General features: G+C 65.8%; 19 protein-coding genes. 10 read left to right on the top strand and 9 right to left on the bottom strand.

Annotation, left to right across the window (positions count from 1 at the left end; genetic code table 11):
- Positions 1-15: 15 nt before the first annotated feature.
- Positions 16-300 carry a BolA family protein gene (locus C7I55_RS05605; protein ID WP_106511922.1) on the bottom strand — a complete coding sequence of 95 codons (285 nt, stop codon included), beginning with the start codon at positions 298-300 and terminating at the stop codon, positions 16-18.
- A 38-nt stretch (positions 301-338) separates the two neighbouring features.
- Here C7I55_RS05605 and C7I55_RS05610 point away from each other — a divergent pair, with 38 nt between their 5' ends.
- Genes C7I55_RS05610 through cobT form a run of 3 tightly spaced genes read left to right on the top strand, consistent with a single transcriptional unit; the run spans position 339 to position 3,788 of the window.
- Positions 339-932 (top strand): J domain-containing protein, encoded by a 594-nt coding sequence (locus C7I55_RS05610; protein ID WP_106511923.1) that lies wholly within the window; start codon positions 339-341, stop codon positions 930-932.
- An 18-nt stretch (positions 933-950) separates the two neighbouring features.
- Complete coding sequence (gene cobS, locus C7I55_RS05615) at positions 951-1,955, top strand: cobaltochelatase subunit CobS (RefSeq protein WP_106511924.1); 1,005 nt, start codon at positions 951-953, stop codon at positions 1,953-1,955.
- Entirely contained in the window at positions 1,956-3,788 is a 1,833-nt protein-coding gene (gene cobT, locus C7I55_RS05620) for a cobaltochelatase subunit CobT (RefSeq protein WP_106511925.1), read from the top strand.
- A gap of 123 nt (positions 3,789-3,911) precedes the next feature.
- Here cobT and C7I55_RS05625 read toward each other — a convergent pair whose 3' ends face one another.
- Entirely contained in the window at positions 3,912-4,364 is a 453-nt protein-coding gene (locus C7I55_RS05625) for a glycine zipper 2TM domain-containing protein (protein ID WP_106511926.1), read from the bottom strand.
- A 180-nt stretch (positions 4,365-4,544) separates the two neighbouring features.
- Here C7I55_RS05625 and C7I55_RS05630 point away from each other — a divergent pair, with 180 nt between their 5' ends.
- Positions 4,545-5,504, top strand: coding sequence for an esterase-like activity of phytase family protein (locus C7I55_RS05630; RefSeq protein ID WP_158266299.1), 960 nt, complete (start codon positions 4,545-4,547; stop codon positions 5,502-5,504).
- Between the two features lie 123 nt (positions 5,505-5,627).
- On the opposite strand, the gene rpmB is transcribed toward C7I55_RS05630, so the two are convergent.
- Positions 5,628-5,924 carry a 50S ribosomal protein L28 gene (gene rpmB, locus C7I55_RS05635; RefSeq protein WP_106511928.1) on the bottom strand — a complete coding sequence of 99 codons (297 nt, stop codon included), beginning with the start codon at positions 5,922-5,924 and terminating at the stop codon, positions 5,628-5,630.
- 168 nt (positions 5,925-6,092) lie between these two features.
- Between rpmB and C7I55_RS05640 the strand changes: the two genes are divergently transcribed.
- Positions 6,093-6,326, top strand: coding sequence for a hypothetical protein (locus C7I55_RS05640; protein WP_106511929.1), 234 nt, complete (start codon positions 6,093-6,095; stop codon positions 6,324-6,326).
- Positions 6,327-6,367: 41 nt separating this feature from the next.
- Complete coding sequence (locus C7I55_RS05645) at positions 6,368-6,820, top strand: nucleoside deaminase (RefSeq protein WP_199192741.1); 453 nt, start codon at positions 6,368-6,370, stop codon at positions 6,818-6,820.
- A gap of 116 nt (positions 6,821-6,936) precedes the next feature.
- Here C7I55_RS05645 and C7I55_RS05650 read toward each other — a convergent pair whose 3' ends face one another.
- The gene (locus C7I55_RS05650) at positions 6,937-7,623 is read right to left on the bottom strand and encodes an OmpA family protein (RefSeq protein WP_106511930.1); all 687 of its coding nucleotides are present in this window, start codon (positions 7,621-7,623) and stop codon (positions 6,937-6,939) included.
- Between the two features lie 140 nt (positions 7,624-7,763).
- Between C7I55_RS05650 and C7I55_RS05655 the strand changes: the two genes are divergently transcribed.
- Complete coding sequence (locus tag C7I55_RS05655; protein WP_106511931.1) at positions 7,764-9,089, top strand: hemolysin family protein; 1,326 nt, start codon at positions 7,764-7,766, stop codon at positions 9,087-9,089.
- A 103-nt stretch (positions 9,090-9,192) separates the two neighbouring features.
- Here the strand turns inward: C7I55_RS05655 and C7I55_RS05660 are convergent, their stop codons facing one another.
- From C7I55_RS05660 to purD, 4 genes are all read right to left on the bottom strand, one after another.
- Entirely contained in the window at positions 9,193-9,708 is a 516-nt protein-coding gene (locus tag C7I55_RS05660; RefSeq protein WP_106511932.1) for a hypothetical protein, read from the bottom strand.
- Positions 9,705-9,893 (bottom strand): hypothetical protein, encoded by a 189-nt coding sequence (locus C7I55_RS05665; protein ID WP_106511933.1) that lies wholly within the window; start codon positions 9,891-9,893, stop codon positions 9,705-9,707. Before C7I55_RS05665 ends, C7I55_RS05660 begins: the two co-directional genes overlap by 4 nt.
- Before the next feature lie 11 nt (positions 9,894-9,904).
- Positions 9,905-10,336 carry a hypothetical protein gene (locus C7I55_RS05670; protein ID WP_106511934.1) on the bottom strand — a complete coding sequence of 144 codons (432 nt, stop codon included), beginning with the start codon at positions 10,334-10,336 and terminating at the stop codon, positions 9,905-9,907.
- Between the two features lie 65 nt (positions 10,337-10,401).
- On the bottom strand, positions 10,402-11,697 hold the full coding sequence (purD, locus tag C7I55_RS05675) for a phosphoribosylamine--glycine ligase (protein ID WP_106511935.1): 1,296 nt from the start codon (positions 11,695-11,697) through the stop codon (positions 10,402-10,404).
- Here purD and xseA point away from each other — a divergent pair.
- Complete coding sequence (gene xseA / locus C7I55_RS05680; RefSeq protein WP_106511936.1) at positions 11,696-13,126, top strand: exodeoxyribonuclease VII large subunit; 1,431 nt, start codon at positions 11,696-11,698, stop codon at positions 13,124-13,126. The two genes, purD and xseA, sit on opposite strands and share 2 nt — an antisense overlap.
- A gap of 65 nt (positions 13,127-13,191) precedes the next feature.
- Positions 13,192-13,392, top strand: a complete 201-nt coding sequence (locus C7I55_RS05685) for a DUF2093 domain-containing protein (RefSeq protein ID WP_106511937.1) — start codon at positions 13,192-13,194, stop codon at positions 13,390-13,392.
- A 293-nt stretch (positions 13,393-13,685) separates the two neighbouring features.
- On the opposite strand, the gene C7I55_RS05690 is transcribed toward C7I55_RS05685, so the two are convergent.
- On the bottom strand, positions 13,686-14,219 hold the full coding sequence (locus C7I55_RS05690) for a hypothetical protein (RefSeq protein ID WP_146150935.1): 534 nt from the start codon (positions 14,217-14,219) through the stop codon (positions 13,686-13,688).
- A gap of 246 nt (positions 14,220-14,465) precedes the next feature.
- Between C7I55_RS05690 and C7I55_RS05695 the strand changes: the two genes are divergently transcribed.
- Entirely contained in the window at positions 14,466-17,684 is a 3,219-nt protein-coding gene (locus C7I55_RS05695; RefSeq protein WP_106511939.1) for a TonB-dependent receptor domain-containing protein, read from the top strand.
- Positions 17,685-17,769: the final 85 nt, after the last annotated feature.

Here is a 17,769-nt window from a genome sequence, read left to right on the forward strand (position 1 = left end):
CCTTGATTGAGCCGCTCACTCGCCTGGAGCGCGCGCCTTGATTGCAAGCGCATGAACCCGCTCGCGGAGCAGGTCGCCAAGCGCCGAATTGACCGCCCGCTGGCGGTCGAGGCGGCCGAGGCCGCGAAACCGCTCGGCGACGATCTCGACAGTGAAGTGACTTTCGCCGCGGCTGTCATGGCCGGCGTGTCCGCGGTGTTTCTCGCTGTCGTCAATGACTTGCAGGCTCTCGGGAGCGAGCGCCAACTGCAAGCGTTGGGCGATTTCCTGGGCGACGGGGCCGGTTAAATGCGCTGTCATGGCGCCTATATACGGCTTTTGATGATGAAAGGCATAGGGTGGCGACGGCGGGCAAGCGGCAGACCCGGTTTCACGGCCGAGTGGAAGGACAGGGGCTTTGTGCCCGGCCCGGGTGCGAGGCGCCCGGCGAATTTCGTGCACCGGCGGGGCGCGGCCCGTCCTCCGATGGGCCCGGCAGCTGGCGCTGGCTGTGTCTGGATCACATCCGCGAATTCAATTCCGGGTACAATTATTTCGAAGGCATGAGCAGCGAGGAGATCGAGCGCGCTCAGACTCCGTATGGCGGCTGGGATCGGGAGACCCGCGCTTTCGCCACCGGTGGCGGCGACCGGCCGCCGCCTTGGGCGGATTTCGCCGATCCGCTCGATGCCATCGGCGCCCGTTTCCGCCGAGCCGCCGCGCAAGAGGCGTCGCGCGCCGACGGCCGTGAACTGAGTGCCGCCGACCGCAAGTCCCTGCAGGTGCTGGGTCTTGCGGTCGACACGGACCGGCGGCAGCTGCGCCAGCGTTATGCCGATCTCGTCCGCCGTTATCATCCCGATCGCAATGGCGGGGACAGGAGCCATGAGAAAGCGTTGCAGGCCGTGATCGAGGCCTATACGCAGCTCAAATCCCGACCTGCCTTCGCCTGAACTCACGAAAGACTGACCATGGCCGATCTTGCCAATTCCAACCCTGCCAGCCGCGGCGAGACCGTGATGGATACGCCCGATCGTATGGTGAAGGTGCGCGACCTGTTCGGGGTCGATTCGGACATGGAAGTTCCGGCCTTCTCGGAAGCCGACGAGCGCGTGCCCGATCTCGATCCTGCTTATGTTTTCGATGCCGACACTACCCTCGCCATCTGCGCGGGATTTTCCAAAAATCGCCGGGTGATGGTGCAGGGCTATCACGGCACCGGCAAGTCGACCCACATCGAGCAGGTCGCGGCCCGTCTCAACTGGCCGTTGATCCGGATCAACCTCGATGCGCATATCAGCCGCATCGATCTGATCGGTCGCGACGCCATCGTGCTTCGCGACGGGCAGCAGGTCACCGAATTCCGCGAAGGCCTGTTGCCCTGGGCGCTGCAGACCCCGACCGCGCTGGTCTTCGACGAATATGATGCCGGCCGGCCGGACGTTATGTTCGTTATCCAGCGCGTGCTGGAAACCGAGGGCAAGCTCACCCTGCTCGATCAGAACCGGGTGATTCGCCCGCACCCCTATTTCCGCCTGTTCGCGACCACCAACACGGTCGGCCTCGGCGACACGACCGGCCTCTATCACGGTACCCAGCAGATCAATCAGGGCCAGATGGACCGCTGGAACATCGTCGTCACCCTGAACTATTTGCCGGCCACGATCGAGGCGCGGATCGTGCTCGCCAAGTCCGGCGAATATGATCACGAAGGCGGCCGTCAAGAGGTCGAGCGGATGATCAAGGTCGCGGAGCTCACCCGCGCAGGCTTCATGAACGGCGACATCTCGACCGTGATGAGCCCCCGCTCGGTGATCAGCTGGGCGCAGAATGCTTTGATCTTCAACGATGTCGGCTTTGCCTTCCGTGTGACCTTCCTCAACAAGTGCGACGAGGCGGAACGGCCGATGATCGCCGAATATTACCAGCGCGTGTTCGGCAAGGATCTGCCGGAAAGCATCGTCGGGAAGGCGTGATTGCCACACAATGATTCCCCTCTCGAAGCCTTCCGCCAAGCGCTGAACGGCACCGCGCGGGCGATCGCGCGCGAGCCGGAGCTTGAGCTCGGCTTCACCGCCGATCCGCCCGGCACGGTCGGCAAGTCGGTCAAGGTGCCGATGCCCGGCCGTACCCTGCCCGAGCGCGATGTCGCGGAAGCACGCGGCTATGCCGATGCGGCAGCGCTGAAGCTGCGCCACCACAATGCCGGCGTGCATGCCCGTCATGCACCCGCCGATGATATCGCGCGTGCCGTGTTCGACGCCGCCGAGCAGGCGCGGGTCGAGGCGCTCGGTTCGCGCGGAATGGACGGCGTCCGGGCGAATCTCGGTTCCATGGTTGAGATGCGGATGCGCACCGATCCGATCACCCGCGCCCGCAACCGTGCCGAGGTGCCGCTCGGCACCGCACTCGGCCTGATCGTGCGCGAACGCCTGACCGGTCAGGCGCCGCCCGAAGCCGCCCGCGAGGGGCTGAAGCTCGTTTCCGAGTGGATCGAAGCCAAGGCCGGCAAGGATCTCGATGCGCTGGGGCTGGTGCTCGACGATCAGGCGGCGTTCGCCGCCCTGGCAACGCGGGTGCTCGAGGATCTCGAGCTCGTCGAGAAAGACGTCGAAGCGGAACGAGACCCCGAAGGCGATCTCGAGTCCGAGGGCGATCAGCAGGATCAGGGCGACGAGAGCGAGAACCAGGACGAGGATCAGGATGGCGGCGGCGAGGGCGAAGCCGACATCCGGGTCGAGCAGGGCGATGCCGAGGGCGAGCAGACCGAGAGCGACTTCACCGAGGAGGAGATGGCCGAAGGCGAGGATGGCCTCGGTCAGGACGGCGAAGACGGGATGATGCCGGTGCGGCCGAATCGGCCGCTCTCGGATCTTCCGCCCCATTTCGACTATCGCACATTCACCGACAAATATGACGAAGTCGTCGAGGCGACGGAGCTTTGCGACGACGCCGAGCTGACCCGGCTGCGGGCCTATCTCGACCAGCAGCTCACCCACTTGCAGAGCGCGGTGACCAAACTTGCCAATCGCCTTCAGCGCCGGCTGATGGCGCAGCAGTCGCGAAGCTGGGATTTCGATCAGGAAGAGGGCATCCTCGATGCCGCGCGGCTGGCACGGGTGATCGTCAACCCGGCCCATTCGCTGTCCTACAAGATCGAGCGGGACACCGATTTCCGCGACACCATCGTCACCCTGCTGATCGACAATTCGGGTTCCATGCGGGGACGGCCGATCTCGATCGCCGCAATCTCCGCCGACATCCTTGCCCGCACGCTCGAACGGTGCGGGGTCAAGGTCGAGATCCTGGGCTTCACCACCCGCGCCTGGAAGGGCGGGCAGGCGCGCGAGCAATGGCTTTCCGCCGGTCGTCCGGCGACGCCCGGGCGGCTCAACGATCTCCGGCACATCGTCTACAAGCAGGCGGACGAGCCCTGGCGGCGCGCTCGCAAGAATCTCGGCCTGATGATGCGCGAAGGCCTGCTCAAGGAGAATATCGACGGCGAAGCCCTGCTCTGGGCCCACAATCGCCTGATCGCCCGTCCCGAGGAGCGCCGCATCCTGATGGTGATCTCCGACGGCGCTCCGGTGGACGATTCGACCCTGTCGGTTAATTCCGGTACCTATCTGGAGCGCCACCTGCGGCAGGTGATCGGGTGGATCGAGGATCGATCACCGGTCGAGCTGATCGCCATCGGCATCGGCCACGACGTCACGCGTTACTATCAGAGGGCGGTCACCATCATGGATGCCGAGCAGCTCGGCGGGACGATGATCGAGCAACTTGCCGGATTGTTCGACACGGCCTGAGCGCGCGGTGCGAATCGCGGTCGCAAAGCCGGCGATTGCGAAAAGGCCGCATGGAAAAGGCCGGTGCTCCCTTTCGGAAGCACCGGCTGCCCTCGCTACGCTACAGGAGGGAACGCAAGCGGCTTAGCGGTAGTAGCGATTGTCGCAGCTGGACTTGTCGACAGCCCGGCCCGCGAGCGCACCAAGCGCACCACCGATGATCGCGCCGGTCGTGCCGCTGTCCCGCCGGCCCCAACGGCCGCGGTCGCTGCGATCGATCGCGCGGCCGGTCAGAGCGCCGGCGACGCCGCCGATGATCGTTCCGGTGGTGCCGCTGCATCCGCGGTCCCCACGATAGCCGTAGCGGTCACCGCGGCGGTAGCGGCGATCATAATTGTCGTAGCGATCGTAGCGGCCGTAGCGATCACCCCGCTCGTAACGATCGTAGCGGTCACCGCGATCGTACCGGTCGTCATAGCGCGAGCTGTAATAACCATCATTGTAATAGCCGCCGCGAGGCCGCGCTTCGGCGGCGGCGGGGATGGCGCTCAGCGCGGTCACAGCCGCAACCGCGGCGAGAGTGGCTTTCCTGAACATGATCGAACTCCTTTCGACTGCTTCGGTCGGCGCGTCGCTTTCGGTAAGTCGCCAGCGCCGGCCCTTGGTCGTTGAACGCTTTATGCCCCGATTCGTTTGAGCCGGTCCTGAATGGAGGTGTCAGCCAAGGTTCAGGCAAAAAGCGGGTGCCGTGGGCGCGCTTGGGTTCTAGAATGAACCGTGCGTATTCTGTTCTGCCTCGTGGCACTCCTCCTTCTTGGCACCTTCGCGCCGATCCGGATCACGCCTCCCGCACCGCCGCCGCTGGTCAGCCTGATCGATTTCCAGCCCGTTCCTGTGGAAGCGGGACGGCCCGGCGACGTGTCCGTGGGCAAGCTGGTGTTCCTTGCCGGCTGGAACATGGAGAGCAACGATTGGCGCTTCGGCGGCATTTCGGCGATGCATGTCGAGGGTGACAGGGTGATCGCGGTCAGCGATTCGGGCTGGCTGGTCCGCTTCCCGGTTCCTTCGGGAGCAGGCACCCGCCGGGCGAGTGTCCAGCCGGTGCGAACGGGATCCGGCGCCCCCGTGAACAAGGCGCAACGCGACGTCGAATCATTGATCGTGAACGGCAGAACCGCCTGGGTGGGGCTTGAGCGCCAGAATGGCGTGTGGCGATTCGCACTTCCGGAGTGGCGTGAGCTCGGTGGCGGCCGTCCAGCCGCAATGCGCCAATGGGAGGAGAATAATGGGCCGGAAGCGATGGTGCGGCTTCCCGACGGCCGTTTCATCGTCTTCTCCGAAGGAGACGGCGGAACGACCGACGTCCTGATGTTCCCGGGCGATCCTTCAGTGCCGGGAGCACGTGCGCTCAGGATGCGCTACCGTCCCCCGGCCGGATATCGGATCACCGACGCGACACTGCTCCCCGACGGGCGCCTGCTGCTGCTCAACCGCCGGATCAGCTTCGTTTCCGGCATGAAGGCGAAGCTCGCGATCGCCCCGGTGCCGCCGCCGCGCGCCGGGTTCCTGATCCAGCCGCAGGAGATTGCTGCCTTCGCGCCGCCGCTCACCGTCGACAACATGGAGGCGGTGAGCGTGACCCGGGAGAACGGCCGGACCATCGTTTGGCTCGCCTCCGACGACAATTATATGCCGCTCCAGCGAAGCCTGCTGCTCAAGTTCGCGCTTGAGGCGTGAACCCGGCGACGTGCTGCGATGCCAGAACATCAAAACATATTGCCAACGCCGAAAGCGTCGCCGCACGATGTGCAGCGACGCTTCAGAAGCTCGAACGCGGGGACGGCCTTTCGGCCGTCCGGTTCAGGCTGCGACGGTTTCCGAGACCTTCTTGGCGATTTCGCGCTTCAGGCGACGCGCCTTCAGGCTCAATTTCTCGTCCGAGGTCTTGGTCAGCCAGTTGTCGAGGCCGCCGACATGCTCGACCGAGCGCAGGCCATTCATCGACACGCGCAGCTTGACGCCGCGGCCGAGCGAATCGGAAATCAGCGTAACGTTCTGCAGGTTCGGCAGGAAGGTACGCTTGGTCTTGTTGTTGGCGTGGGAAACATTGTGACCCACCTGCCGGCCCTTGCCGGTCAGTTCGCAAATGCGCGACATAGTCTCTCGTCCTGATTGATGCGGGGAGACATGTCCCCGGAAAACCGGGCGGCGGATAACCTTGGAGGCGCTTTCAGTCAACCCGATTCCCGGTCTCACCCGATCGTTGCGGATGTGCAACCGATTTGCCGGACGTCCGTTATCGAGCAATTGGAGGAAGCATAACCCATGTTGCGCGCGATCCTGATCATCGTCGCCCTGATCATTCTGGTTCTTATCGGAATGACTGCGACCGGCTGGCTTACCTGGTTCCAGACGCCGAACGGCCAGACCACGAGCCTTAACCCCAAGGTCAACGATCTTGAGGTCGGCACGACGACGGCCAACGTTCAGGTGCCGAACGTCGGCACCACCACCAAGCAGGTGGATGTTCCGGTCGTGACCGTCGACAATCAGCAGTAACCCGCTTCCGGCCGCCACCGCCGCCTTGTAGCAGGAGCGGCATGGTCCGGCCGTTCACCGATCCGATGCATGCCGCGCTCGAGGAAGCGCGCGCGGCCGCGCAAGCGGGCGAGGTTCCGGTCGGCGCCGTGGTGACCCGCGCGGGCGAGATCGTTGCGCGCGGCCGTAACCGCATGCGCGAAGGCGCCGATCCCACCGCGCATGCCGAGATGGTCGCGATTCGCGCCGCCGGCGCTGCCCTTGGGACCTCGCGTCTCGATCAGTGCGATCTGTGGGTCACCCTGGAGCCATGCGCGATGTGCGCCGGCGCGATCGCCCTTGCCCGTATCAACCGGCTCTATTTCGGTGCGGGCGATCCCAAGGGCGGGGCCGTGCTGCACGGCCCGCGATTGTTCGGCCAGCCGACCTGCCACCACGCACCCGAAGTGTTCCCAGGCATTGCCGAAGACGCGTCCGGCGACCTGCTCCGCACCTTCTTCCGCGACCGCCGGTAAGCAAGCTTGGGGAGGTGGACCGCAGGAATGCGGTGGAGGGGCCGCCGTCATTGGCCCCTCCGCCATCCGATGACCCGCCGACGGGAGCGCCATGATCAGGCGCTCCCCGGCTCAGCTCACGCCCCTTGCTGCTCCAGCGGGACGATCCGGATCTCGACCCTGCGGTTGGCCGCACGTTCCGATTCGGTGGCGTTGGTGTTGCCCTGAAGCGGCCTGCTCGATCCGAAGCCCTGGGTGGCGATCCGCTGCATCTGAACGCCGCGCTGGCCGAGATAGCCCGCCACCGATTGCGCCCGCTGCTGCGACAGCGGAATATTGATCGCGTCGCCGCCCGAGGGATCGGTATGGCCGTAGACGTCGATCAAAGTCGAGGGATAGGACGACAGGGTCTGCGCGACCTGGTCGAGCGTTGTGTGGAATTGGGGCTGAATCTGCGCGCTGTTGACCGGGAAGGTGATTCCGGACGGCATCGTCAGCAGCAACTCGTTACCCTGCCGATCGACCTCGACGCCGGTGCCGGCAGTGTCCTCGCGAAGCTTCTTTTCCTGCCGATCCATATAGGTGCCGACCGCGCCGCCGGCGACGGCGCCGATGCCGGCGCCGACGATCCGCTCGGTGCGATCGCGCTTGCCGCCGATCACGTCACCGGCAAAATAGCCGGCAACCGCGCCGAGTACGCCGCCGATCGCCCCCTTGGTCGAAACCTGCCGTTCGCCGGTTTCCGGATTGGTGACACAGGCCGCGGTGCTGCTGAGCAGGGCCGCGGCGGCAAGGCTGCCGCACAGCCGTTTGGAGATACGCATACGCATTCCTTTCCCTGAAAGGGGTTGAATGGCGTTGTGAACCGCTCGGCGCAGCGGGTTGTTCCCTAGGGGACGTTGCGACCCTCTGCGCGGAAGAGGTTGTGGGACCTTGGGATATGCGGCTATGGGGAGCGCGCGCTATGCCGCCTTCCGCGCTCTCCCCCTTTCCGTGGATCGACGTGATCGTCATCCTCCTGCTGATCGCGCTCAACGGCGTGTTCGCGATGGCGGAGCTTGCCATCGTCTCGTCGCGCAAGCCGCGGCTGCGGGCGATGGCGAAGGCCGGTCGGCGAGGCGCCCAGACCGCACTCGATCTCGCGGCCGATCCCGGCCGGTTCCTGTCCGCCGTCCAGATCGGAATCACCCTGATCGGCATCCTGGCAGGCGCCTATTCGGGCTCCAGCCTCGGCGGCCCGGTCGGCGAGCGGATCGCCCGGCTCGGAATTGCCCCCGAGACCGCTGCAACGATCGGCTTCAGCATCGTCATCCTGATCACCACCTACGCGTCGCTTGTGATCGGCGAATTGGTGCCCAAGCAATTCGCGTTGCGCGCGCCCGAGCCGATCGCCGCCGCAATGGCGACGCCCATGCTGTGGATCGCGCGGATCACCGCGCCCTTGGTGTGGCTGCTCGATCGCACCAGCGCCCTCATCTTCCGCCTGCTCCGCCTCCGCCGCGAGGAATCGAACAAGGTCACCGCCGAGGAACTCCAGATCGTCGTCGCCGAGGCGCACAGCGCCGGGGTGCTCGAGGAATATGAGCGCGCCTTGATTTCCGGCGTGGTGCGGCTGGCCGATCGCCCCACGCGCGAGGTGATGACACCGCGCACCGATGTCGACTGGATCGACGTCGATTCCTCCACCGAGGAATTGCGCGAGGCGCTTCGCAACGCGCAGCACAGCCGGCTTCCGGTGGCGGAAGGGTCGGTCGACACATTGCTCGGCGTCGTTCAGGCGCGCGACATCGTCGCCGCCTTCATCGACGATCGCGCGCTCGATCTTCGCGCCTTGGTTCGCGAGGCGCCAGTCGTCGCCGATCAGATGGACGCGATGGATACCCTCGCGGTGCTGCGCGATGCCGATGTGCCGATGGCGTTCGTTCATGACGAATATGGCCATTTCGAAGGCGTCGTCACCCCGGCCGACCTGCTCTCCGCGCTCGCCGGCGTGTTCGCTTCGAACTTCGATCCCGGAAGCGAGGCGCCGCTGGTCGAGCGCGAGGACGGCAGTTGGTGGGTGTCCGGATCGCTGCCCGCCGACGCGATGTCGGACCGCCTCGGCATCAATCTTCCTGAAGATCGCGACTATGCCACTGCGGCGGGGTTCGCGCTCTCCGTGCTCAAGCACATTCCTGAGGTCGGCGAACGCTTCTCCTTCGGCAGCTGGCGCTTCGAGATCGTCGACATGGACGGCTTCAAGATCGACAAACTCCTCGCCAGCGAAGTCGTCCGCGGCCGCAGAGGGTAATCGGCAGCTCTCCAGCGAAAGAGTGGCGGGGCCAGACCGCGAAGCTTGAAGTGGAGCCTGAACTCCTGCGCTCACTCTCCAAACGTGCCGGAGAGCATCGGGATCAGGCGGTCCCGCCCAATTTCCCGAATTGCGCTTCGAACCCGTCGGTGTCGCCGCGTGCCAGATAGGCGGCCTGATCGCCGACCCGGTCGCGGGCGAGGCGGCCCTTGAACGCACCCATGCGGTCGTCGAGAAGCGCAAGCTCGTTGGCCGACAGCCGGGCAAGCTGGTCGAAGCGGGTGATCCCTGCGGCGTTCAGCTGGGCGGCGAGCTTCGGACCGACTCCCTTCAGCTGCTGGAGATTGTCCGGTGGACCGCTCGCTTCGGAGACGATCGGATGGGCCTCGACGCCAAGAATCTCGCCAGCGACATCCTTCGCCGCGGCTGCGCCCTCGTCGGCGACCCCGCGTCCCTCCGCGAGGTCGATCGCGCGCGCCGTGGTTGCTGCCACCGGACGCGCATCCTGCTGGGTGACCTGCACGCGCTGTTTGGAGCTGCGCGCGATCAGGATGATTGCGAGCACGAGCAGGACGAGCGCGCCGGCGATGATCAGCAGGGTGTTGGTGTCGAGGTTCATGGCAGCGGCGTCTCCGTATCGTTCGTGTGCGGCCGATCTTCGGCGCTGGTGGCGCTTTGGCCGACGCTGCCGTCGCTCTCGGGCGGGAGCCTCCGTCCCAGCTTGAAGACCCAGAAAGCGACGACGAGGCCGATCAGCAGCCCCAGACCCAGCGCAATGAGATTGGAATTGGCGACGAACAGCATCGGTCTATCCTTCAGTCGAGGAAGCTCTGGCGCTTGCGCCTGCCGAAGATCAGGGCCCCGATCACGAGGCCTGCGAAATAAGCCAGCGCGACCACGATCAGGGTCTCGGCGAGCAGCGGCAGGCCGTTGCCGCCCGGCTCGTCGTCCCAGCGCACGCGGGCGACGCCGGGCACGGCGCGGACATAATCCTTGATGCCCCATTGGCTGCCGAGGCCTTCGCGCTGGAGATCGTTGGCGGTGCCGCTGACGATTACGGTGCGGCTTAGCGGCTCCCGCACCATGCGCACGGAAATACCGGGCAGCTCCGCTTGCGCCGCTGCCGCTTGCGCCGCCCGCTCGATCCCGCCGACCAGGGCGTCACCCTGGCCACCCGGTCCGTGCCAGATCCACCCCATCGCCAGCGCGGCAAGCAGCCCGATGAGGATTTTCACATGTGTCTTCATGTCGCCTCCTCCTCCCCAAAACCTAGTCTATGGCAGAAAGCTCCGCTGTCCAGCGCTCCCGGCGCTCAGGCGTTGGTCCCGCCGTGGCCGCGGAGCCGCGCGATTTCTCGCCAGCCGATGTCCTTGCGGCAGAAACCGGTCGGAAAGTCTATCTGCGCAAGGGCGGCATAAGCCGCGTCGCGCGCCGCCGCGACGTCCCCCCCGAGCGCGGTCACCGCGAGTACGCGGCCGCCGTTCGCGACGAGCTTGCCGTCTCGGACGGCAGTGCCGGCATGGAAGATCTTGACCGCCCCGGTTTCCGCCACGTCGAGGCCGGCGATGGTACCGCCCTTGTCCGGAGTGCCGGGATATCCGTCGGCCGCCATCACCACCGTGAGTGCGGCCTCCTTCCGCATCCGGGGCGGGACGACCTCTTCGAGACGGCCGCGCGCAACCGCCTCGAGCAGTTCGAGCAGATCAGTTTCCAGCCGCATCATCAGCACCTGGCATTCGGGGTCGCCGAACCGCGCATTATACTCGATCAGCTTGGGGCCGTCGTCGGTAAGCATCAGGCCGGCGAAGAGCACGCCTGAAAAGGGGGCGCCGCGCTCCGCCAGCGCCGCGACAGTCGGGCGGATGATTTCGTCGATCACCCGCGTTTCCAGCGCGGGGGTGAGGATCGAGGCCGGGCTGTAGGCGCCCATGCCGCCCGTATTGGGGCCGGTGTCGCCGTCGCCGACCCGCTTGTGATCCTGCGCCGAGCCCAGCGGCACGATCGCCTTGCCGTCGGTCAGCACGAAGAAGCTGACCTCCTCGCCGGTCATGAACTCCTCGATCACCACCGATGCGCCGGCACCTCCGAAGCCGCCCTGGAACATCGAATCGAGCGCCGCCTGGGCCTCGGTGTCGGTTTCCGCGATGATCACACCCTTGCCGGCGGCAAGGCCGTCCGCCTTGATCACCACCGGCAGCGTGAATTCCGGCAAAGCGGCCTCGGCGGCGAGGCGGTCGGACGCGCGGACGTAGCGTGCCGTCGGGATGCCGTAGCGCGCGCACAGATCCTTGGTGAAGCCTTTCGAGCCTTCCAGCTGGGCCGGCACCTTGTTCGGCCCGAACACGGCGTAGCCCATCGTGCGAAGATTGTCGGCGAGGCCGTCGACCAGCGGCGCCTCGGGCCCGATCACGATCAGCTCGATCGCTTCCTTGCGGCAGAAATCCACCACGGCGCGATGATCTGCGGCATCGAGGTCGACCAGGGCGGCATGGTTCGCTATGCCCGGATTCCCGGGCGCGGCGAACAACTTGCCGAGCCGCGGCGATTGCGCGAGCTTCCAGGCGAGCGCATGCTCGCGGCCGCCCGAGCCAAGCAGCAGGACATTCATGGACGATTTCCCTCCAAGCGGCCCCGGATTTCCAGGTGAGGGGGGGCTCCTAGCAACTGAGGCGCCGGGCGACAACGCACCAGCCATGACCGTGTCGGACCTGTCGATGCGCCTGAAGCGCACCGTCGAGGACGCGTTCGGCTTCGTTCGGGTCCGCGGCGAGATAAGTGGCTGGAAACGCGCCGCCTCCGGCCATTGCTACCTTTGCCTCAAGGACGACAAGTCGGTGATCGACGGCGTCCTGTGGAAGGCCAATGCGGGGGCCCTGCAATTTCGGCCCGAAGATGGCGTCGAAGTAATCGTCACCGGCAAGCTCACCACCTTCCCGGGGCGATCGCGCTACCAGATCGTGATCGAGCGCATGGAGCTTGCCGGGCAGGGCGCCCTGATGGCGCTGCTCGACAAGCGCCGCCGGGCCCTCGCCGCCGAGGGGCTGTTCGACGCCGCCCGCAAGCAGCGCCTGCCGTTCGCGCCGCGGGTGATCGGTGTCGTGACCTCTCCGACCGGCGCCGTGATCCGCGACATCCTCCACCGTCTCGAGGATCGCTGCCCGACCCACGTCATCGTCTGGCCGGTTCAGGTTCAGGGTGAGACTGCGGCCGGGCAGATCGCTGCTGCGGTACGGGGCTTCGATGCTCTGCGCCCGGGCGGGCCGGTGCCGCGGCCGGATCTGGTCATCGTTGCCCGCGGCGGCGGTTCGATCGAGGATCTGTGGGCGTTCAACGAGGAAGAGGTGGTGCGCGCCGTCGCCGCCTGCTCGATCCCGATCATTTCGGCCGTAGGCCACGAGACCGACACCACTCTATGCGATTTCGCTGCCGACATCCGCGCGCCGACGCCGACCGCCGCCGCCGAGATCGCGGTGCCGGTGCGGGTCGAGCTCGTCGCCCAGTTGCGCGAGATCGGTCAGCGGATCGGCCGCTGCGCGATGCGTGCCGCCGAACGCTCGGCCGAGAAGCTCGAGACGTGCCTGCGCCATTTTCCGGCCCGGGATCAGTTGCTGGCGCCGCAGCAACAGCGTCTGGACGAGCTCAGCGATCGTCTGCCGCGCGCCCTCGGTACCCGCCTCGGCCATGCCCGCGGCGATCTCGGACGTGCGGCGGGCGCGCTCCGCCCAAGCCTGCTTGCCGCCACCGTCCGGCGCTCGCGCGAGCGTCTGGACGGCCTCTGGCGGGTGGCGCAGCTCGCTCATCCCAACAGGCCGCTCGAACGCGGCTATGCCCGCGTCGAGGATCGCGGCGGCAAGACCCTGATTTCGGCCGCCGCCGCGCGCGATGCCGGGCGCCTCCGCCTGGTCTTCGCCGACGGCGAAGTCGAGGCGGCGGTCGGCGACGAGCCGCCTCCGGTGCTCTCGGCGCCGCCGCCGGAGCGTCCACGTCGCGAAGCGCGCCGGCCCGGCAAGGCGCCGGAACAGCCGACCTTCCTCTGACGACGTGTCAACAGATTGAGCGATATCGCCGCGGCCTCTAGATCCCGCGCGAGAAGGACGAAACGATGCTGATGTCGAACAAGGGCCGCGAGGCGCGGATTCATTACATGGCGGGGACGTTCCGGGTGCTGAGCCCGGGCGATCATGTCGTCTGCGCCGTTTCGAAGCAGCCGATCGCACTCGAGGCGCTGCGCTACTGGAGCGTCGCGCGGCAGGAGGCTTATGCCAGTGCCGAGATCGCCACCGAAGCCGAAGGACGCGGTTGAATCCTGCGTTAGGCTGCGCATCGTCGTTGGCCCTCGCCGAAGCGCCCGGTGCCGCAATTCTGACACTAGGGAAGGCCCGGCGCAGCAGACCAGCCCCGTCGCTTCGCGATCGCCCGTGATCAGCGGCGCCGCATGCCGGTCGATCCGATCGGCATCGTAGGTGCGACCGGACCGCAGCTGTACTGGGGCTCGCATTGGCAGGATGCCCGGATCGATCCGGCGCGCTTGGCTGGGCCAATACGCTGAGGTCGGTCGGCGCTGCCGTCCCGGTCTCGCATTCTTGCGAAAGCGGATCAGTTGACCCGCTGGACCTTCACGCCCGGCTGCCCGGCCACGCTCATCATGTAACTGCCCAGGCTGCCCCGTTTGACGACCACCTTGTGGCCGGCCTTGGGCGCAACTGCGATCGGTTTCCCGTCGATCTGGCTCCAGCGCGCTCCATCGGCAAGCAGGAAGGTGTAATAACCGTCGCGGTTGGAGCCGACGTTGGTGAGGACGCCTTCGATCTGCTTCAGTTCCTCTTCGCCTTCGTCGTTGCCGCCGAACAGGCCGAGATCGGGCATCGTGAGCCCGAACAGGCTCTTTCTGGCTTCCCGAACCTGCGTCTTGTCAACGACGACGAGGTCCCGCCGATCGGCGGCCTGCTGCAGCATGGCCGTCGTGTCGTCGAAGCATTTCAGCCGGGCGGCGGACTCGCTGACCCCGCGACATCGAACCACCGCTTCGAAAAGCTCGGGACGCGCCTGCTGTTTCTGTGGCTTCGCCGCAACGCTCGTGACCGGAAACAGCGCGGCGAGCGCTCCGAGGGCAAGCAACTTACGGTTCACGGCGACGACCCTCCCACTTGATGTCCGCATAATGTTCCAACGACTTGCGGTGTGCAACCGACAAGAGACTGCTGCTGCTTCTGTGGTAAATTTGCCACGTCAGCGGAAATTGGCCGTTCCGCGTCAGCGGCGGCAATTGCTTCCGATTTGTTACATCCCGTAAACAGATCCCGGTTTGCCGGCCTTTGCGTCGGCACGAGGGATGAGAAGAGGAATCGCGGCAAACGCCGCAACAAGGGGACGGACATGAAGAAGACCCGAATTCTTAATCAGTTGCTGGCGACCACCTTTATCTGCGGGTCGCTCGGCATTGCTGCACCAGCCTTCGCGCAGGACGCAACCGACGTGGCGGAGCCCACTGGCCCGGCCGAAGGTCAGGCGACCCCGACCACCTCCGCCGAAGGCGAGCCGGTCGAGCGGGAGCAGGACATCGTCATCACCGGGTCGCGCATCCCGCAGCCCAATCTCGAATCCACCGCTCCGGTCACGGTCGTCAGCAGCCAGGACATCAAGCTCCAGGGCACGACCAAGGTCGAAGATCTCCTCAACTCGCTGCCGGCGGTGTTCGCCAGCCAGGCCTCCACCCTTTCCAACGGCGCCGACGGCACCGCCTCGGTCGATCTTCGCGGCCTGGGCACCAGCCGTACCCTCAGCCTCGTCAACGGCCGTCGCCTGCTCCCGGGCGATCCGAGCCCGACCAGCGGTTCGGCCGCGGACATCAACATCATCCCGGCCTCGATCCTGAAGCGGGTCGAAGTCCTCACCGGCGGCGCCTCGTCGACCTACGGTGCGGACGCGGTCGCCGGCGTCGTCAACTTCATCGTCGACACCGATTTCACCGGCATCCGCTTCGACGGCCAGTACAGCTTCTACCAGCATGAAAATCGCAACGACTTCATGCGCGGCCTGCTCGACACGCGCATTGCTCAGGGGCTTTCCGGTTACACCTATCCGGGCGGTAACGTTGCCGATGGCGGCACATTCGACGGCACCGTTTCGATCGGCACCCAGTTCGACGACGGCCGTGGTCATGCCGTGGTCTATGTCGGCTATCGCAAGGCGAACGCGGTTACCCAGCGCCGCCGTGACTACAGCGCCTGCGTGTTGCAGAATACCGGCGGCGGCGCCCCCCGCTGCGGCGGTTCGGCGACCTCGGACAACGGCAACGCGCTCGTGTTCGAGAACGGCACCTCGACGATTTACACCTTCACGCCGAGCGGCGGATTCCTCAACACCAGCACGCTCTACAACTTCGCGCCGACCAACTATTTCCAGCGTCCGGACGAACGCTACACGGCCGGCTTCTTCGCGAATTACGAGATCAACGACCAGTTCAAGCCGTATCTCGAATTCATGTTCATGGACGATCGCACCGTCGCCCAGATCGCTCCCTCGGGCAATTTCGGCAACACGCTGACCGTCAATTGCGGCCCCCCCGCTAGCCCAACCAGCGCGACCGGCGGAAACCCGCTGATGTCACAGGCGCAGCGTGACGTGATCTGCGCCGACGAGAACCTGATCAACGGTTTCCTCGGGACCTTCCCGCTGGCTGTGGGCGCGCCGTATAACGACACGCCTGGTGCCCCTGCGATCGATTTCACCGATCCGACGACCGGTCTCACCTACAATCGTGGTTACTTCCAGCTGCTTCGCCGCAACGTGGAAGGCGGCCCGCGTCAGTCCGATCTGCAGCACACCAACTATCGCACCGTGATCGGCACGCGCGGCGACATCGATGCGGCATGGTCGTACGACGCTTATTATCAGTACGGTCGTTCCAACTATTCCCAGGTCTACTCGAACGAATTTTCGGTGCAGCGTCTTGGCCGGGCACTCGACGTCGTCGACGATCCGCGCGTGGCAGGCATCAATCCGATCTGCCGCTCGGTGCTCGACGGCACCGATCCGAACTGCGTCCCCTACAACGTCTTCGTTGGTGCCGGCGGTGCCACCCAGGCCGCGATCAACTATCTCTCGGCGACGGGTTTCCAGAAGGGCATGACCTCCGAGCAGGTGGCGAACATCTCGTTCACCGGCCTTCTCGGCAATTACGGCTTCCAGACTCCGTGGGCGGAGGACGGCGTCGGCGTGAACTTCGGCGCGGAATGGCGGCGTGAATCCCTGGATCTGCAGACGGACAATGCCTTCCAGACCGGCGATCTCACCGGCCAGGGCGGCGCGACCCTCCCGCTGTCGGGCAACTTCCGCGTCTATGATCTGTTCGCCGAAGCTCAGATCCCGCTGATCCAGCGCAACTTCATCCATGATCTCTCGCTCAACGCGGGCTATCGCAAGTCCTATTACAAGACGAGCGCCGACCGGAGCTACGACACCGACACCTACAAGGTCGGCGTCGATTTCGCGCCGATCCGCGACATCCGCTTCCGCGGCACCTACAACCGTGCGGTTCGCGCTCCCAACATCCAGGAGCTGTTCGCGACCAACACCGTCGGCCTGAACGGATCCGACGATCCCTGCGCCGGGATCACCATAACTGCGACGGACTATGGTTGTCTTGCGCAGGGACTGCGGGTCGGTCAGCGCACTGCCGCCAACCCGGCGGGCCAGTATAACGGTCTGATCGGCGGCAATCCGGATCTGCAGCCGGAAAAGGCAACCACCAAGACCGTCGGGGTCGTGCTCCAGCCGACGTTCCTGCCGCGCTTTGCTCTCACCGTCGACTATTTCGACATCAAGGTGGACAACGCGATCCGTTCGTTCGGGCAGGACGCCATTCTCGCGCACTGCATCGACAACGCCACCGCCAGCGTCACCCCGGAATCGTGCGACCTCGTCAATCGCGACGCCGCCGGCTCGATCTGGTTGACGCCGGGCGGCTTCGTTCGCGACTTGCCGAACAATGTCGGCCAGTTGCAGACCAAGGGAATCGAGGTTAACGGCTCCTACTCGGTTCCGCTCGGCGGCATGGGTAATCTCGCCTTCAGCGCGATTGGCACCTATCTCGACAAATATCGTGTCGATAACGGCCTGACCGAGCCGTATGACTGCGCCGGTCTCTATGGTCCGACCTGTAGCATCGGCGGCACCACGGACAGCGGCGCGCCGCTGCCCAAGTGGCGCCACAAGGTCCGCGCTACTCTGAACACGCCGCAGGGTGTCGGTCTGTCGCTGCAATGGCGCCACATCGGTAAGGTCAGGGCGGAGACGACCACCGATCAGGCATCGCTGACCGCGCCAGCTGCGTCGCTCTTCGATCCGGGTCTGCGGATCAAGGCGCAGAACTATTTCGATCTCGCGGCGTCCTTCACGATCGGCGACAACTACAACTTCCGCATCGGTGCCAACAACATCCTCGACAAGCAGCCGCCGCTGGTCACGTCCGGCAATGGCAGCCGTACGGGCTCGAACCTCTGCCCGACCGGTCCGTGCAACGGCAACACCTACCCGGCGACCTACGAAGCGCTTGGCCGCTACATCTACGCCGGCATCACGCTCGACTTCTAAGTCGCGCCGATACTGTGTCGAATCGGGGCGGTTGGTCTTTGGACCAGCCGCCCTTTTTTCTTCTGTCCCCGCCGGCAAACCCTGG

It is taken from the genome of Allosphingosinicella deserti (assembly GCF_003012735.1).
Taxonomy (GTDB): domain Bacteria; phylum Pseudomonadota; class Alphaproteobacteria; order Sphingomonadales; family Sphingomonadaceae; genus Allosphingosinicella; species Allosphingosinicella deserti.

Excerpts from the sequence above, each read along its gene's own strand:
- C7I55_RS05640 (WP_106511929.1), top strand. The coding sequence starts at position 6,093 with ATGTTGCGCGCGATCCTGATCATCGTCGCCCTGATCATTCTGGTTCTT.
- C7I55_RS05665 (WP_106511933.1), bottom strand. The coding sequence starts at position 9,893 with ATGCTGTTCGTCGCCAATTCCAATCTCATTGCGCTGGGTCTGGGGCTG.
- C7I55_RS05655 (WP_106511931.1), top strand. The coding sequence starts at position 7,764 with ATGCCGCCTTCCGCGCTCTCCCCCTTTCCGTGGATCGACGTGATCGTC.
- C7I55_RS05670 (WP_106511934.1), bottom strand. The coding sequence starts at position 10,336 with ATGAAGACACATGTGAAAATCCTCATCGGGCTGCTTGCCGCGCTGGCG.
- cobS (WP_106511924.1), top strand. The coding sequence starts at position 951 with ATGGCCGATCTTGCCAATTCCAACCCTGCCAGCCGCGGCGAGACCGTG.
- C7I55_RS05660 (WP_106511932.1), bottom strand. The coding sequence starts at position 9,708 with ATGAACCTCGACACCAACACCCTGCTGATCATCGCCGGCGCGCTCGTC.
- xseA (WP_106511936.1), top strand. The coding sequence starts at position 11,696 with ATGGACGATTTCCCTCCAAGCGGCCCCGGATTTCCAGGTGAGGGGGGG.
- C7I55_RS05645 (WP_199192741.1), top strand. The coding sequence starts at position 6,368 with ATGGTCCGGCCGTTCACCGATCCGATGCATGCCGCGCTCGAGGAAGCG.
- C7I55_RS05650 (WP_106511930.1), bottom strand. The coding sequence starts at position 7,623 with ATGCGTATCTCCAAACGGCTGTGCGGCAGCCTTGCCGCCGCGGCCCTG.
- rpmB (WP_106511928.1), bottom strand. The coding sequence starts at position 5,924 with ATGTCGCGCATTTGCGAACTGACCGGCAAGGGCCGGCAGGTGGGTCAC.
- purD (WP_106511935.1), bottom strand. The coding sequence starts at position 11,697 with ATGAATGTCCTGCTGCTTGGCTCGGGCGGCCGCGAGCATGCGCTCGCC.
- C7I55_RS05685 (WP_106511937.1), top strand. The coding sequence starts at position 13,192 with ATGCTGATGTCGAACAAGGGCCGCGAGGCGCGGATTCATTACATGGCG.
- C7I55_RS05605 (WP_106511922.1), bottom strand. The coding sequence starts at position 300 with ATGACAGCGCATTTAACCGGCCCCGTCGCCCAGGAAATCGCCCAACGC.
- C7I55_RS05695 (WP_106511939.1), top strand. The coding sequence starts at position 14,466 with ATGAAGAAGACCCGAATTCTTAATCAGTTGCTGGCGACCACCTTTATC.
- C7I55_RS05625 (WP_106511926.1), bottom strand. The coding sequence starts at position 4,364 with ATGTTCAGGAAAGCCACTCTCGCCGCGGTTGCGGCTGTGACCGCGCTG.